Here is a 16,131-nt window from a genome sequence, read left to right as displayed (position 1 = left end):
GTGATGACGATGTGTTATTTCTTCTTGGGCAATTGCAGGATGCCTCTCCGAAGGCGCATGTGAATGGGTGTCGCGCTACCCCGTATCCGTGAACGATGCGACCGGGCGCCCCAGCGATCACAACAAAATCCACGGAGAGTCTCCCTTGACCGAAGTCATCATCGCGGACGCTGGACTTGAGGATCTCGACGGGCTGCTCAGCCGCCGCCGTTCCGACGTCCAGGTCACACTCGTCTCCGCCGCCGACGATGGCCATGCCGTGCTGGCTGCCGCTCTCGCCGCCCGTCCGTCCGTCCTGCATCTGGTCGCCCATGGCGAGCCGGGGCGGGTCCTGATCGGCTCCAGCCCGCTGGACGCCGGGTCGCTGCTCGACCGCTCCTGGCCGGACGCGCGCGGCACCGAGATCCACATCCACGCCTGCCACGCCGGTGCGGGCGAGGCGGGCCGCCTCCTGCTCGACCGTCTGGCCGCCGCCACCGGTGCGGTGGTCGCCGCCTCGTCGGGGCCGGTCGGCCCGGATGCGCTGGGCGCGTCCTGGACGCTCGACCGCAGCACCGCGCCCGTCGTCACCCCCTCCCCCTTCGCGGGCACCGAAGGCTGGTCCCATGTGCTGGCCGTCACCGGCACCACGACGGCGGGTCCCGACCTGCTGACCAGCGACGATGAGCCCGACGTCATCGAGGGCGGCGCCGGCAACGACACGCTGATCGGCGGTGGCGGCAACGACACGCTGATCGGCGGGGCCGGTGCCGACGTGCTGAATGGCGGTACCGGTTTCGACGAGGCGTCCTACGAGACCGCCACCACGGGCCTCGTGCTCGACCTGCTGACTCCGGGGAACAGCACGGGTGACGCCGCGGGCGACACCTTCATCGACATCGAGCGCTGGGTCGGCAGCAACTTCGACGACACCATGGTGGCCGGCAACGACCCCGTGTGGTTCTGGGCCCATGACGGCGCCGATTCGGTGACCGGCGGCGCCGGGAACGACACGCTGGAGAGCGGCAACGGCAACGACACCGTCCATGGCGGCGCCGGCAACGACCAGATCTTCGGGCGCGCCGACGACGACATGCTCTACGGCGACGACGGCGATGACCTGCTGGTCGGCGGTGGCGGCAAGGACAGCCTCATGGGCGGTGCCGGCAACGACACGCTGATCGGCGACTGGGACGCCGACACCATGATCGGCGGCGACGGCGACGACGTCTTCTACAGCGGTGAACACGGCACCATGGACGAGGCCGACGTCATCCAGGGCGGGGCCGGCAACGACACCTTCATCATCGCCGCCCAGGGCGACGCCGGCACGGTCTCCTACGACGGCGGCACCGGCACCGACACGCTGCGCATCAGCTCCGACGACGTGACCGATCCGGAAGGCAAGATCACCACGGCGACGCCGCAGATCGACCTCTCCGGCATGACCCTGACCAGCGTGGAAAATCTCGACCTGGTCGGCAGCGTCCTCCACGCGGTGACGATGACCATGGCCCAGGCCAACGGCTTCACCAGCGGCATCACCGGCGCCATGGTGGGCGACGCCTTCACCGTCACCGGCACGGCGATGTCCGGGACCGCCACCGCCGGCAACGGCAGCCAGCTCACCGCCGGGCAGGTCCAGGCGGAGACGGTGGACGGCGTCACCCTGCTGCACATCGGCACCGATGCCACGGCGGGTGCCGACGTCACCCTGCGCTTCGCCGGCAGCTTCACCGCCGGTCAGTTCCAGGTCAGCGGAAGCACCGTCACGCTGGTGGACGCCCCCACCACGCCGCCGACCACGGAGCCCCCGACCACCGAACCTCCCACCACGACGCCCCCGACGACGGAGCCGCCGACCACCACGCCTCCGACGACCGAACCGCCGACCACCACCCCGCCGACCGGCACCGAGCCGCCGGTGGACGACCGTCCCTTCGCGTCGATGCAGCGCACGGTGGACGGCGTGACGGAGGACGTGAAGGCCTACGCCTACGACGGTCCGTTCTCGGGTCTGCAGTGGAGCTTCCTGGGCGACGACCGCGGCGAGGTGCTGGGCGGTTCCGACGGCAACGATTTCCTCAACCTGCTGGGCGGCGACGATGCGGCCTGGGGCGGGGCGGGCGACGACGTGCTGGACGGCGGTGCCGGCTCCAACTGGCTGATCGGCGGCTCGGGCAAGGACACCTTCTTTGTCGATGGCCGCGGCGGCGCGACGACCTGGTCCACCGTCACCGATCTGGAGCAGGGCGAGTGGTCCACCCTGTGGGGGTATCAGGAGGGTGTCTCCAAGCTGTCCTGGGAAGAGATGGGCGGTGCCGAGGGCTACAAGGGCGCCACGGTCCACTGCGACATCGACGGCAACGGCACCATCGACGCCAGCATGACCTTCACCGGCAAGGCCGTGGGCGCGATGAGCATGACCACCGGTTCGGTGGACGGCCAGAACTACGTCGCCTTCATCAATCTGTAAGGCGAGGCAATCTGTAAGGCGAGGCGGTTCCAAACGCGCCGGCCCGGGGGACGCTCTCCCCCGGGCCGGCTTTTTCCTGTTGATGCCGGCTGTTGATGCAACAGGAGTGACCGTCAACCTTGACCGATTCGGGGCTCCGTCGTATCGGTTGAACACGGCAAGCGCATTCGCTGTGGAGGTTGACGTGCGTGGCGAAGACATGAGGCTCCTGCGGGAGGAGCGCAAACTCTCACAGCCGGATTTCGCGGCCTGGCTGAACGAACGGCTGGAACGGCGCTACGACCGCTCCAAGATCTCCCGGTGGGAAAGCAACAGCGAGAAGATCCCCGACGCGGTGGTCCGCTTCCTGCTGAAGGAGACGACGGTGGTGGACGGCAAGCACGGCCCGGCGCTGGTCGTCTGCCTCGCCAACCAGAAGGGCGGGGTCGGCAAGACCACCTGCACGGTCAACACCGCCAGCATCCTGGCGCGCGAGGGCTACCGCGTGCTGATCATCGACGCCGACCCGCAGGCCAACGCCACGGCGCATCTCGGCATCGACCTGATCGAGTACGAGGAGGGCCGGCGCAAGTCGCTCGCCCATGTGCTGCGCGAAGAGGTCGCCGTCGAGGACATCGTGGTTCCGGTGGGCGACATCGGGCTGGAGATCGCCCCGTCGAGCATCGAGCTGGCGTCGGTCGAGGTGGAACTGACCGCCGACCCCAGCGGCCCGATGGCCCTGCGGGAGCGGCTGCAGGACGCGCGGGCCGCCTACGATTTCATCTTCATCGACTGCCCGCCGAACCTGGGCCAGTGCACGGCCAACGGCCTGGTCGCGTCGGACGTCATCGTGATCCCCTGCCAGACCGAGTATCTGTCCTCCATCGGCGTGAACCATCTGCTGAAGACGATCAACAAGTTGAAGCGGCGCTGCCATCCCAGCCTCGCCGTCCTGGGCATCCTGCCGACCATGCACAACGCCCGCCTGAACCAGCACCAGGTGACCCTGGAGCAGCTTCACAGCGCGCTGGGTGGCACGCTGCGCATCTTCCCGCCGGTGCCGCGGGCGACCATCTACGGCGACGCCGCCCTTGCCGGACGCGCCGCCCTGGAGGCGGTGCCCGACGCGCCGGGGGCGTCCTCCTACCGGGCGCTTGCCGACGCCATCGCCGCGGAACGGCACAAGCGTGTGGAGGTGGCCCATGTCGCGTAAGCTCGGAACCGGAAACCTCGCCCGGCTGAACGCCATGAGCCGCGGCGCGCTCGCCGTCTTCGCGGAACCGGAGCAGGGCGTGAGGCTCGTCTACCCCGACGTGGAGTGGATCGAGGCCAATCCCGACCAGCCGCGCCGCCGCTTCGACGAGGCGGACCTCGCCGCGCTGACCGATTCCATCCGCAAGCACGGCCTGCAGCAGCCGATCGGGGTGCGGGAGCTGGGGCCGAGCCGCTTCCAGCTCGTCTTCGGGGAGCGGCGCCTGCGCGCGGTCCGCGCCCTCGGCCAGCAGACGGTCCCCTGCATCCTGGTGCCGGACGGCATCGACACCGCCGAGGTGGCGGTGGTGGAAAACGTGCTGCGCGCCGAGCTGACACCGTTCGAAGAAGCGGACGCCTTCGTGGCCCTGGTGGAGAAACACGGCTACTCCCACGCCGATCTCGGCCAGATCATGGGACGCGACCGTGCCGAGATCACCCGGACCATCGCCCTGACGAAAGTGTCCGCTGCGGTGCGCGAGCGGTATGAAACCGCCCCCAGGAAGCTCGCGCGCTACAAGCTGTACCAGGTCGCCGCCCTCGACGATCCGGGGGCGCAGCTTCGCCTGTGGGACACGCTGGTCAACGATCCCCTGCCCGCCGCCGCCCCGCCCCGGGCCGGGGATGGCGCCGCGCCGGGCGCGCGGCCGCCCCGCCGGGAGGATGAGCCGGAGGCCGTGCTGAGCGCCTTCAGCCTGCGCGTGTCCCGCAACATCCTGCGGACACGGGACGCCCTGCAGGCGTTCCAGGAAAAGCCGAAGCGGCTGGACGGCGTGGACCGCGAGGTTCTGCGCGCGTTGCGCAGCAGCATCGACGCTATCTTGGACGGCGATCCGGAGTGACGGCCGACGGTGAGAATTCTCACCGTTGTTCCCCTCTGGGCATAACGGTGAGAATTCTCACCGTCTGGAAACCGACCCTCCGGCAGCGATGACCGGACTTCCAACATCCTGGGGTCCATGTTCCAGGGCGGCGGGAGGCAATCACGACGGCAGGCCACCGCCATCCGCCGCCGTCCCGGAGGTCCGCGGGGCCGCCGCTTGGTGACAAACACCGGCTTGTGTCCTCTGGTAAGCGCTTCCACACCTCGGTTGCATTTTGCCGGGTTCGGTATCACTGTGACGCCCGCCCGTTGGACTGTCGTCCGGACCACCGGCCTTTGCCGGCTGCCGCGCTTGGCTTGCCCTGTTCGGCGGAGGCCCGGTTGCTTCCGAACACGTTGTCACGGACCTTATTTATGACTGTTGAGAGTTTCGAAGACGCTGCAGCCGGTGCGCCCACCCGAGCCGGTGACGCAGGTTCCCTGTCGCCCCGCCAGAAGAGCGTGCGGATGCTGTTCGACAGCCTTGCTCCCGAGCGCGACCGCTGGGTCGAGCGCAACCGGGCCTTCCATGAGGCCGATCGCGCCTATCTGCGTTTCCTCATTCCGGAGAACGCGTCGGTCCTGGAGATCGGCTGCGGCACCGGCGACACGCTGTCCTTCCTGGAGCCGTCACGCGGGGTGGGCATCGACCTCAGCCCGGCGATGATCGAACGGGCGCGGGAGCGTCATCCGGGGCTGGAATTCCACATCGGCAACGCGGAGGACCCCGCCGTCCTGGCGGAGATCGAAGGGCACTTCGACGTCATCCTGCTGTCCGACACCGTCGGCTTCCTCGACGACATCGAGGAGACGCTGCGCCAGCTCCATCGCTTCGCCACGCCGCAGACGCGCATCATCGTCAGCTACCATTCCCGCCTGTGGGAGCCGGTCCTGGCCGCCGCCGAACGGTTCGGCCTGAAGATGCCGCAGGGGCAGATGAACTGGCTGTCCAGCGCCGACATCGCCGGCCTGCTGACCCTGGCCGGCTGGCAGCCGGTGAAGCGCGAGTGGCGGCAGCTCGTGCCGCGTCGGCTGCTCGGTCTCGGCACGCTCATCAACCGCAGCATCGCCCCGTTGCCGGGAGTCCGGAAGCTCTGCCTGCGCAACTACGTTGTGGGCCGTCCGGTCGCCCGGGCGCCGGAGCGACAGCCGTCCTGCACCGTGCTGATCCCCTGCCGCAACGAGCGCGGCAACATCGAGAACGCCATCCGGCGCATGCCGCGCTTCTGCCCGGATCTTGAGGTGATCTACGTCGAGGGCAACAGCCAGGACAACACCTACGAGGAATGCCTGCGCGTCCAGGCCGCTTATCCGGACTGGGACATCAAGGTCATGAAGCAGCCGGGCAAGGGCAAGGGCGACGCGGTGAGGGCCGGCTTCGCCGCGGCGCGGGGCGACATCCTGATGATCCTCGACGCCGACCTGACCGTGCCGCCGGAAAGCATGCCGAAATTCTACCGCGCCATCGCGTCCGGGCAGGGGGAGTTCATCAACGGCACCCGGCTGGTCTATCCGATGGCCGATGAGGCAATGCGCTTCCTGAACTGGATCGCCAACCGCGCTTTCGCCCGCATCTTCTCGTTCCTGCTGAACACGCGCTTCACCGACACGCTGTGCGGCACGAAGGTGCTGTGGCGGCGCGATTACGACCAGATCGTCGCCAACCGCCATTACTTCGGCGACTTCGATCCGTTCGGTGACTTCGACCTGATTTTCGGCGCCTCGAAGCTGAATCTGGAGATTGTCGAGGTGCCGATCCGCTACGCCGACCGCAGCTACGGCGAGACGCAGATCAGCCGCTTCACCCATGGTTGGCTGTTGCTGCGGATGGTGCTGTTCGCCTGGAAGAAGCTGAAGGCGCTTTGATCCCCGCCGGCCCCGCGCGCGTGCGTCCCGTCCCGTCCAAGGGGCGGGCGCGGGCGCGTGGACGGTCACCGTCGCGGGTGATGATACCATTTCGGAACTTTGCTTCCGTCAGTGAACGATCCTTTTGCGCTCTTCGCCAATGATCGCGAACACACACTGCGGCGCGGTGCAGAGGGGCGGAGCTGTTCCGTCCGACAATAGGCATTTCCGGACGGAACCCTTGCGTGCGCCGCCGCGATCCCGCATCCTCCGCGCGAACCCCCGCTTTCGCCGCCGACAAAACCCGATGCCGCAGGACACGCCGGACGATCCGATCCCCCGCCTTTTCCCGGACGGGACGGGCGCCGCTTGGCCGGCGCCGGACGCCGGCGTCGCCGTCGAGACCGGAATCTTCGGCCGCCTCGTCGTCCCGGCGGACCCGGCGCGCGCCGCGGAGATCCAGGACCTCGCCCGGCAGGCCGCTGTCTGGGCGACGCGGGCACGCGGGGAGGGCACGCTGCGCGCCTACCGCTCCGCCTGGACGGCTTACGGCGCGTGGTGCGAGCGCCTCGGCTTCGCACCGCTGACCGGCGACGCCGAGATCATCGGGATGTACCTGGTCAAGGCGGCCGAACGGCTGACCGTGCCGACGCTGCGCGTCCACCTCGCCGCCATCGCCACCGCCCACCGCCTCGCCGGGGTTCCGGTCGACCTCAAGCACCCGCGCATCGCCCTGGTGCTCGACGGCCTCGCCCGCGGCCAGGCCGACCGCCCGATCCGCCAAGCCGCGCCGATCCTCCTCGACGTCCTGCCGCGCCTGCTCGTGGCGCAGCCCGACGGGCCGCTCGGCCTGCGCAACCGCGCCATGCTGCTGATCGGCTACGGCGCCGCGCTCCGGCGCTCCGAGTTGGTGGCGCTGCGCGTCGCCGACGTCACCCGCCATCCCGACCGCGGCGTCGAGGTGACGGTGCGCCGCTCCAAGACCGACCAGCGCGGGCGCGGCGACGCGGTGGCCATCTGGGCGGCCGCCGATCCGGATCTCTGCGCCCTGCGCGCCCTCGACGCTTGGCTGGCGGTGCGCGGCGCGTTGCGCCCCGAGGACCCGCTGTTCTGCGGCGTGCTGAAGAACGGCGCGGTCACCGGTAAGCCGCTGTCCGACAAGGCGGTGGCCCGGCTGGTCAAGGAGAGCGCCGTCCGGGCCGGCCTGCCCGAGCCGGAGCGCTTCTCCAGCCACAGCTTGCGTGCCGGCCTTGCCACCGCGGCGGCCGAGGAGGAGGCGCAGCTCCACGACATCATGCGCCAGACCCGCCACAAGTCCACCGAGGTGGCGCGGCGCTATTTGCGCTCGCGCGACCGCTGGCGCAACAACGTCACCGAAAAGCTCTTCCGCTCACGGGGCGGGGGCGGCTCCTGATCGGGAACGCAGGCGAGCCCTTCGGTGAGGCCGTGTGGTCCCTTGCGGTCCGGCCGGACACGGTGAGAATTCTCACCGGACCGTCGGCCAAACCGCAGGCAGGAAAGCAGGCAGGAAAAAGGCCCTTCCCCGCATCCGCAGGAAAGGGCCTTGTTCGGTTGGATGCCGTCAGTGGGCGCTTCCGCCGTCCTCGAAGGAGGGTGCCTGGAGGCCGGACGCCGCCAACTGCGCGACCACCATATCCTTCAGCCGCTCCAGCCCTTCGGAGGTTGCGGATTCGGCACGGGCCACCAGAACGTCCTGGGTGTTGGAGGCGCGCAGCAGCCACCAGCCGTCCGCCGTCGTCACACGGACGCCGTCGATGTCGTTGACGTCGGCGCCCTCGGCCGTCAGCCGGTCCTTGACCTCCTGCACGACCTGGAACTTGCGCTCCTCGCTCACCTGGAAACGGGTTTCCGGGGTGTTCACCACAGCCGGAAGGCGGTCGCGCAGCTCCGACAGCGGCACGCCGAGCTTGCTGACGAGGCCGATCAGCCGGACTGCGCAGTACAGCGCGTCGTCGAAGCCGTACCATTTGTCGGCGAAGAAGATGTGGCCCGACATCTCGCCGGCCAGCGGCGAGCCGATTTCGGCCATCTTCGCCTTCAGCAGCGAATGACCGGTCTTCCACATCAGCGGCTCGCCGCCCAGCCGGGCGATCTCGTCGAACAGCGTCTGGCTGGCCTTCACGTCGGCGATGATGGTGGCGCCGGGATGGTCCTTCAGCACGTCGGTGGCGTAGATCGCCAGAAGCTGGTCGCCCCACACCACACGGCCCCGGTGATCGATGGCGCCGATGCGGTCGCCGTCGCCGTCGAAGCCGATGCCGATGTCGCAGCCCTTCTCCGCCACCGCGGCCTTCAGGTCCACGAGGTTCCGCTCGACCGTGGGATCGGGATGGTGGTTCGGGAAGCTGCCGTCGATGTCGTCGAACAGCAGGGTGTGCGTCCCCGGCAGGCGGGCGGTCAGGCGGCGCAGGATCTCGCCGGTGGCGCCGTTGCCGGCGTCCCAGGCGACCTTTAGATCGCGGGTGCCGTCATAGTCCTTCAGCAGCCGGTCCACATAGGCGTCCCGGACGTCGATCTGTTCCGAGGAGCCCTCGCCCGAGACATAGTCGGCTTTGCCGGCGATGACGCCAAGGTCGAGGATCTGCCGGCCGTAGACCGGCCCCTTTCCCAGCATCATCTTGATGCCGTTGTAGTCCGGCGGGTTGTGGGAGCCGGTGATCATCACGCCGGCCGCCGCCTCGCGGTCGCGGGTGGCGAAATAGAGCATCGGGGTGGGGCCGAGCCCGATGCGCAGGACATGCAGGCCGCAGGCGACCAGCCCCTCCACCAGGGCGGCTTCCAGCTCCGGTGAGGAAAGACGGCCGTCGTAGCCGACGCACACGGTCTTCCCGCCGCCGCGGGCGACCACGGTGCCGAAGGCCCGCCCGACCGCGCGGGCATCGGCGGGGGTCAGGGTGCTGCCGACGATGCCGCGGATGTCGTATTCGCGCAGCACCGTCGGATGGAACGTGTGGGCCTCGCTCATGGTCTGGACTGACCTCCTTGAACCGGTTCCGTTTCAGACGCTGGTGGGCTCGGCAGGCCGCCCGATGGAGGAGTAGGCGAAGCCGGCGGCCGCCATGTCGGCGGGATTGTAGATGTTGCGCAGATCGATCATCACCGGCCGCTTCAGCAGCGCCTTGACCCGCTTCAGGTCCAGCGCGCGGAACTCGTTCCATTCCGTCAGGATGGCGACGCAGTCCGCCCCCTCCAGGGCGCCGTAGGCGTCCTTCGCCCATTCCACGCCGGGCAGCAGCCGTTCGGCCTCGTGCATGCCGGCGGGGTCGAAGGCGCGCACGGTGGCCCCGGCGGCCTGGAGGGCCGGGACGATGTCCAGCGACGGGGCGTCGCGCATGTCGTCGGTGTTGGGCTTGAAGGTGACGCCCAGCACGCCGACGGTCTTGCCGGCCAGCGACCCGCCGCAGGCGGCGACGATGCGCTCGGCCATCCGCTTCTTGCGCGCGTCGTTGATCTCCACCACCGTCTCGACGATGCGCAGCGGGCTGCCCGCTTGCTGGGCGGTGCGCACCAGGGCGAGCGTGTCCTTGGGGAAGCAGGAGCCGCCGTAGCCCGGACCGGGATGCAGGAACTTCTTGCCGATGCGCCCGTCCAGCCCGATGCCGCGCGCCACGTCGTGGACGTTGGCGCCCACCTTCTCGCACAGGTCGGCGATCTCGTTGATGAAGGTGATCTTGGTGGCCAGGAAGGTGTTGGCGGCGTACTTGGTCAGCTCCGCCGTTTCCAGCGAGGTCAGGACGATCGGCGTTTCGATCAGGTAGAGCGGGCGGTAGAGCCGGCGCATCACATCGGCGGCGCGCTCCGAGGAGGCGCCGATCACCACGCGGTCGGGGCGCATGAAATCGCCGATGGCCGAGCCTTCGCGCAGGAATTCCGGGTTGCTGGCCACGTCGAAATCGGCCTGCGGGTTGGTGCGGCGGATGATCGCCTCGACCTCGCGGCCCGTTCCGACCGGCACGGTCGACTTGTTGACCACCACCGCGTAATGGTCGAGATGGGCAGCGATCTCCTCCGCGGCGGCGTAGACGTAGGAGAGGTCGGCATGGCCGTCGCCGCGGCGGGTCGGGGTGCCCACGGCGATGAAGACGGCGTCGGCCCCGGTCATCGCCTCCTTCAGGTCCAGCGTGAAGGACAGCCGCCCGGCGGCGACGTTGCGCGCCACGAGATCGTCCAGACCCGGCTCGTAGATCGGGATCTCGCCGCGCTTCAGCCGCTCGATCTTGCCGGCGTCCTTGTCCACGCAGGTGACGTGCACCCCGAATTCCGAGAAGCAGGCGCCGGACACCAGCCCGACATAGCCCGTACCGATCATCGCTATGCGCATGAAAGTTCCTTTTCTGAAAGCCACGCGCCTCTGCCCGTCTCCGGACCGGGAGGCGGTTCCTGGCATTCAAACGCTGTGCGGTGCGTTTCGGGCCGCAGCCTGGATGACCCGGTCCGTTTGCAGGAGGGCGCGGAAGCCGTGGAGGCCGGCGCGCATCGGGCCGCCCGTGGCCGGCCGGGGAAGGGCCGGCCCGGCCGATGGCCGCTTGCGGCGCGCTGTCGGTGCGAACCGGCCTTCAGGCCATCCGGGTTTGGGGCCATCCAGTGTTGGTGCGGCCTCAGATCGCCTGGAGATAGGCGGGGTCGAGGGCGCCGTGGCGGAACGGGATCCAATCCTTGTGGTCGGCCCGGTACTGCAGGCCGTAGGGATTCTTGAAGAAGATCTTCTGCAGCGGCTGCCCGCCCTCGGCGCGGGTGCGCTCAAGGTCGATCAGGGGAGAGGGGGCGAACACCTTGTCCCACAGTTCGGCGTTGTCCACGTCGCGGCCCGCGTTCTTCACGTAGTCGCGCGCAGCGTCGCTCAGTTGCCAGGCCTCTTCGACCATCGCGTAATAGTCCACAGTACCCTCGGCCATGACCCTGCTCCGAAGCGTTCGAGATGACGCTTGGCATAGCGCATTTTTGGAAGGGAGAAAACCGTTCAGCAGCGCCGCCGGCCAGCGACGATGCGGGGGGTCACGCCGGAGCGGGCAGGCCCAGCGCCGCGGCCAGGGCGGCGGTGACCCGGTCCACGTCGGCGTCGGCCATCGCCGGGAACAGCGGCAGCGACAGGGTGCGGGCGTAATGGGCGTCGGCGCCGGGCAGGGCGAGGTCGCCGTAGCGCCGGCGCCAGTAGGGCTGGCGGTGGACCGGGATATAGTGGACCTGGGTGCCGATGCCCTGCGCCCGCAGATCGGCCATGACCCGCGCCCGCGTCCGCCCGGCGGCGGCGAAGTCGATGCGGGCGGCGCAGAGATGCCAGGCGGGGCGGCACCAGGGCACGCGGGCCGCCGGCCGGACCAGAGGGGCGAGCGGGGCCAGCCGCTCCGCATAGAGGTCCATCAGACGGCGGCGGCGCTCCACGAAGGCGTCCAGCCGCGTGAGCTGGCTGAGGGCGAGCGCCGATTGAAGGTCGGTCAGGCGGTAGTTGAAGCCCGGCTCCGCCATCTCGTAATACCAGGGATTGGCCGAACCGTGTTCGTCGACGGCGGCCTCGCGGTCCTCGAACCCCGCCGGGTCCCGCTCCATGCCGTGGTTGCGGAAGCGGCGCAGGCGGGCGGCCAGATCGCCGTCGTTGGTGGTCACGGCGCCGCCTTCGCCCGCCGCTATGGTCTTCACGGGATGGAAGGAGAAGGCGGTGAGCGTGCCGAAGGCGCCGCCGCCGACCGGCAGGGCGCGTCCGTCGGGCGCCAGATCCAGGCTGCCGATGGCGTGGCAGGCGTCCTCGATCACCGCCAGCCCGTGGCGCCCGGCGAGCGCGCCGAGCCCGGCCATGTCCGCGGTCTGCCCGGCGAAATGCACGGGGGCCAGGGCGCGCACCCGCCAGCCGGCGCGGGTTGCCCGTTCCAGCGCCGCCGCCGCCTGCTCCGGCCCCATCAGGCCGGTGTCGGGATCGACGTCGGCGAAGGCGACCTCCGCCCCGACATAGCGGGCGGCGTTGGCGGTGGCGAGGAAGGTGACGGCGGGCACCACCATCGCGTCGCCGGGGCCGAGCCCCAGCGCCAGGGTGGCCAGATGCAGGGCGGCGGTGCCGTTGGCGCAGGCGACCGCATGGGCCGCGCCGGTGCGCTCGCACAGCGCCCGCTCGAAGGCCTCCACCGCCGGCCCCTGGGTCAGCCAGTCACCGCGCAGAACGGCGGTGACCGCGTCGATGTCGGCCTGATCGATGTCCTGGCGCCCGTAGGGCAGGAAGGGCGGCGGGGACCCGGACGCGGAACTGGTCATCGGAGGGCCGTCACGGGGTTTCCGCGATCAGCCGCATCAGCCGCGGGCCGTCCAGCCAGTCGCCGTTGGTGTCGCTGGCGTAGCGGAAGCCGTCGGCCACCGGACGCGCGCCCAGCCGCTGGTAGGGCTCGTGCGTCCAGAAGGCGAAGGCCGGCTCGATGACGAAGCGGTCCGGCAATTCGAAGGTCTGGCGGGAATCGTCCTCGGTGATCATCACCTCGTGCAGCTTCTCGCCGGGGCGGATGCCGACCGGCTTGTGCGGCAGGTGGGGCGCCATCGCGCGGGCCAGATCGGTGATGCGCATGCTGGGGATCTTCGGCACGAAGATCTCCCCGCCCTGCATCATCGCGATGCAGGAGACGACGAAGTCCACCCCATGCTGCAGCGTGATCCAGAAGCGGGTCATCCGCTCGTCGGTGACCGGCAGCGTCTCCGCCCCTTCCGCGATCATCTTGCGGAACAGCGGAATCACCGACCCGCGGGAGCCCACCACATTGCCGTAGCGCACCACCGAGAAGCGCGTGCCGAGCGACCCCGACAGGTTGTTGGCGGCGATGAAGATCTTGTCCGAGGCCAGCTTGCTCGCGCCGTAGAGGTTGACCGGGTTGGCCGCCTTGTCGGTCGACAGGGCGATCACCCGCTTCACGCCGGTGTTCAGCGCGGCCCGCACCACATTCTCCGCCCCGTAGACGTTGGTGTGGATGCATTCCATGGGGTTGTATTCGGCGGCCGGCACATGCTTCAGCGCGGCGGCGTGGACGCACACGTCCACCTCGCGCATGGCCAGTTCCAGCCGCTCGCGGTCGCGCACGTCGCCGATGAAGAAGCGCAGCGTGGAAGCCCATTCCGAGCCCAGCTGCTGTTGCATCTCGTACTGCTTGAACTCGTCGCGGGAGAAGACGATGACCCGGCGCGGGTTGGCCCGCCGCAGCACCGTTTCGACGAAGCGGCGCCCGAAGGACCCGGAGCCGCCGGTGACCAGGATCGAGCGGCCGTCCAGCAGGCCGAAGCCGGATTGCAGAGCCTCGGTCGGCGCCCCATTCGAACGGTCAAGCTGCTGCATGGTCACCGTGGTCGCGCGTGATGGTGTCTGAGGTCGTCCCGGCCGACCTTAGCCCGATACCCCTATCAGTGGGTTAATATTTCGGCAACCAGCGGGGCGGTCCCACAGCTTTGCCGAAAGCGCCCTTCGCAAAAAATTGTTGCACCGGCACCATTCCTTTGCACTCTGGCGTGCATGCCGGCCAACGATCCTTCCGCAACGGCGAACCGGTCCGGGGCGCCCTCCCTCCCGCCCGCGGGCGCCGTCCATGACGCGGAGGCGTTCCACCGCGCCGTTCTCCGCGGCGATCCCCGCAACGCCGACTCCTTGCTCGGCCTGGGCGCCCTGTGTCTGGACACCGGGCGGGCGGGAGAGGCGGAGACCCTGTTCCGGGCGTTGGCATCCGTCCGTCCGGGGCCGGACTGCAGCTACCACCTCGGCCTTGCGCTGACGGCGTTGGAGCGGGCGGAGGCCGAGGCGGCCTACCGGCAGGCCCTGGTCTTCCGGCCCGACTTTCCCGAGGCGCTGTGCAACCTCGGCGCCGGCCTCAACGCGCAGGGACGGCTGGAGGAGGCCGGGCGGATCTACCGCCGGGTCCTGACGGTCCGGCCCGACCATGCCGAGGCGCTGTCGAACCTCGCGTTGATCCGGCAGGGGCAGGGGATGATCGATCGCGGGGTCGCGGCGCTTTGCCGCGCCCTGGCGGTCCAGCCGGGCAACCCGGACATCCTGCACAACCTCGCCCTTGCGCTGGACAGACAACGGCGGCCGGACGAGGCCGCCGCCGCCGCCCGGCGCGCCGTGGCGGTCCAGCCCTTCCACGCCGAGGCCCTGTCCACGCTCGGCACCCTCCTGCGGGAGCTGGACCGTCTGCCGTCGTCCATTCTGGCGCAGCGGAACGCCATCCTCCTCCGGCCCGCCTGGGCGGAGGCGCTGAACAACCTCGGCAACAGCCTGCACGATCAGGGGCGGCTGGACGAGGCGGTCACGGCCTACGACCGGGCCGTGGCGAGCCGCCCGGACTTCACGAACGCCCATTGGAACCGCGCGCTGTCCCGGCTGCTCGGCGGAGACTTTTCCTGCGGCTGGGACGATTACGAGTGGCGGCTGCGCCAGGAGGGGAACCAAGCGCCGGGCGGTCCCTTTCCGCAGCCGTTGTGGCGGGGGGAGGAGCCGGTCCGCGGCACACTGCTCGTCCACACCGAGCAGGGCTTCGGGGACACGATCCAGTTCATCCGCTACGTCCCGGCCGCCGTGGCGCGCGGGTGGCGCGTGGTGGTCGAGGCGCCGCGCCCGCTGCTCCGCCTGCTCGGCTCCCTGCCGGTTCCCGAGGGCCGTGTGACGCTGGTGGCCAAGGGCGAGCCCCTGCCGCCCTTCGACGCCCATTGCCCGCTGCTCAGCCTGCCGCGCGCCTTCCGCACGGAGTTCGGGACGATCCCGGCGCCCATCCCCTATCTGAAGGCCGAGCCCGACCGGGTCGAGGCCTGGGCCCGGCGGCTGCCGCCGCGGACGGTGGGCGCCGATGGGCCGGGCGGCCTGCGGGTCGGCATCGTCTGGCAGGGCAACCCGCAGGCGGCGGTCGACCGCGGGCGCTCCGTGCCGCTCGCGGAGTTCGCGCCGCTGGCGCGGATCCCCGGCCTGCGGCTGGTCAGCCTGCAAAAGAATCACGGGCTGGAGCAGCTCGACCGGCTGCCGGAGGGCATGGCGGTGACGGTGCTCGGGCCGGGATTCGACGATGGACCGCACGCCTTCCGCGACACCGCGGCGGTGATGATGGGGCTGGACCTGATCGTCACCACCGACACGGCGGTCGCGCATCTGGCCGGCGCGCTCGGCCGCCCGGTCTGGCTGGCGCTGAAGGCCGTGCCGGACTGGCGGTGGCTGATGGGGCGGGAGGACTGCCCCTGGTACCCGACCATGCGGCTGTTCCGACAGACGCGGCCGGGAGACTGGCGCCCCGTCGTCGCGCGGATGGCCGGCGAATTGTTCCAGATCATGATGGCGAAGGCGATGCGGACGACGGACATCCTCGTGGAAACCGCTCCGGGAGAACTCCTGGACAAGATCTCCATCCTGGAGATCAAGCGTGAGCGAATCCAGGACCCGGTCAAACGGCGCAATGTGGAGACCGAGCACGGCATCCTGACGCGGACCGCGGACCGGCACATACCGTCCACCGCCGAACTGCGCGAACTGGCCGCCGCTTTGAAGGCGGTCAACACGGCCCTGTGGGAGATCGAGGACGCGATCCGCGACTGCGAGCGCGCCCAGGATTTCGGGCCGCGCTTCATCGAACTGGCGCGGGCCGTGTACCGGACGAACGACCAGCGCGCCGCCATCAAGCGGCAAATCAACGAACGGCTCGGCAGCGCGCTCGTCGAGGAGAAATCCTACGCGGCCTATTGAGGCCATGCGCGGGAATGACATGTCGGT

At 69.8% G+C, this 16,131-nt stretch carries 11 protein-coding genes; 6 read left to right on the top strand and 5 right to left on the bottom strand.

Going from position 1 to position 16,131, the window contains the following annotated elements; all coding sequences use genetic code 11:
• The first annotated feature begins 145 nt into the window (after positions 1-145).
• The 5 genes from FBZ83_RS26175 to FBZ83_RS26155 all read left to right on the top strand — a co-directional run bounded on the left by FBZ83_RS26175 (position 146) and on the right by FBZ83_RS26155 (position 7,806).
• On the top strand, positions 146-2,455 hold the full coding sequence (locus tag FBZ83_RS26175) for a DUF4347 domain-containing protein (protein ID WP_145689753.1): 2,310 nt from the start codon (positions 146-148) through the stop codon (positions 2,453-2,455).
• 184 nt (positions 2,456-2,639) lie between these two features.
• Positions 2,640-3,647 carry an AAA family ATPase gene (locus tag FBZ83_RS26170; protein WP_247888480.1) on the top strand — a complete coding sequence of 336 codons (1,008 nt, stop codon included), beginning with the start codon at positions 2,640-2,642 and terminating at the stop codon, positions 3,645-3,647.
• Positions 3,637-4,527: a ParB/RepB/Spo0J family partition protein gene (locus FBZ83_RS26165; protein WP_145689751.1), complete on the top strand. Its 891-nt coding sequence runs from the start codon at positions 3,637-3,639 to the stop codon at positions 4,525-4,527. Before FBZ83_RS26170 ends, FBZ83_RS26165 begins: the two co-directional genes overlap by 11 nt.
• A 488-nt stretch (positions 4,528-5,015) precedes the next feature.
• On the top strand, positions 5,016-6,413 hold the full coding sequence (locus FBZ83_RS26160) for a glycosyltransferase (protein WP_247888479.1): 1,398 nt from the start codon (positions 5,016-5,018) through the stop codon (positions 6,411-6,413).
• A 286-nt stretch (positions 6,414-6,699) separates the two neighbouring features.
• Positions 6,700-7,806: a site-specific integrase gene (locus FBZ83_RS26155; protein WP_186466193.1), complete on the top strand. Its 1,107-nt coding sequence runs from the start codon at positions 6,700-6,702 to the stop codon at positions 7,804-7,806.
• Positions 7,807-7,974: 168 nt separating this feature from the next.
• Here FBZ83_RS26155 and pgmG read toward each other — a convergent pair whose 3' ends face one another.
• The 5 genes from pgmG to pseB all read right to left on the bottom strand — a co-directional run bounded on the left by pgmG (position 7,975) and on the right by pseB (position 13,719).
• Complete coding sequence (gene pgmG / locus FBZ83_RS26150) at positions 7,975-9,378, bottom strand: phosphoglucomutase/phosphomannomutase PgmG (protein WP_145689748.1); 1,404 nt, start codon at positions 9,376-9,378, stop codon at positions 7,975-7,977.
• A 33-nt stretch (positions 9,379-9,411) separates the two neighbouring features.
• Positions 9,412-10,734, bottom strand: a complete 1,323-nt coding sequence (locus FBZ83_RS26145; RefSeq protein WP_145689747.1) for a UDP-glucose dehydrogenase family protein — start codon at positions 10,732-10,734, stop codon at positions 9,412-9,414.
• A gap of 277 nt (positions 10,735-11,011) precedes the next feature.
• The gene (locus FBZ83_RS26140; RefSeq protein WP_145689746.1) at positions 11,012-11,308 is read right to left on the bottom strand and encodes a hypothetical protein; all 297 of its coding nucleotides are present in this window, start codon (positions 11,306-11,308) and stop codon (positions 11,012-11,014) included.
• Between the two features lie 100 nt (positions 11,309-11,408).
• A complete protein-coding gene (gene pseC, locus FBZ83_RS26135) occupies positions 11,409-12,656 on the bottom strand; it encodes a UDP-4-amino-4,6-dideoxy-N-acetyl-beta-L-altrosamine transaminase (RefSeq protein ID WP_145689744.1) in 1,248 nt (415 codons plus the stop codon).
• Positions 12,657-12,666: 10 nt separating this feature from the next.
• Complete coding sequence (pseB, locus tag FBZ83_RS26130) at positions 12,667-13,719, bottom strand: UDP-N-acetylglucosamine 4,6-dehydratase (inverting) (RefSeq protein WP_200479216.1); 1,053 nt, start codon at positions 13,717-13,719, stop codon at positions 12,667-12,669.
• A gap of 174 nt (positions 13,720-13,893) precedes the next feature.
• Here pseB and FBZ83_RS26125 point away from each other — a divergent pair, with 174 nt between their 5' ends.
• Entirely contained in the window at positions 13,894-16,104 is a 2,211-nt protein-coding gene (locus FBZ83_RS26125) for a DUF6165 family protein (RefSeq protein ID WP_145689742.1), read from the top strand.
• Positions 16,105-16,131: the final 27 nt, after the last annotated feature.

The sequence above is a fragment of the Azospirillum brasilense genome (genome assembly GCF_007827815.1).
Taxonomy (GTDB): domain Bacteria; phylum Pseudomonadota; class Alphaproteobacteria; order Azospirillales; family Azospirillaceae; genus Azospirillum; species Azospirillum brasilense_C.
The sequence above is the reverse complement of the archived record's forward strand: the minus strand, read 5'-3'. Positions and strand labels throughout refer to the sequence as shown.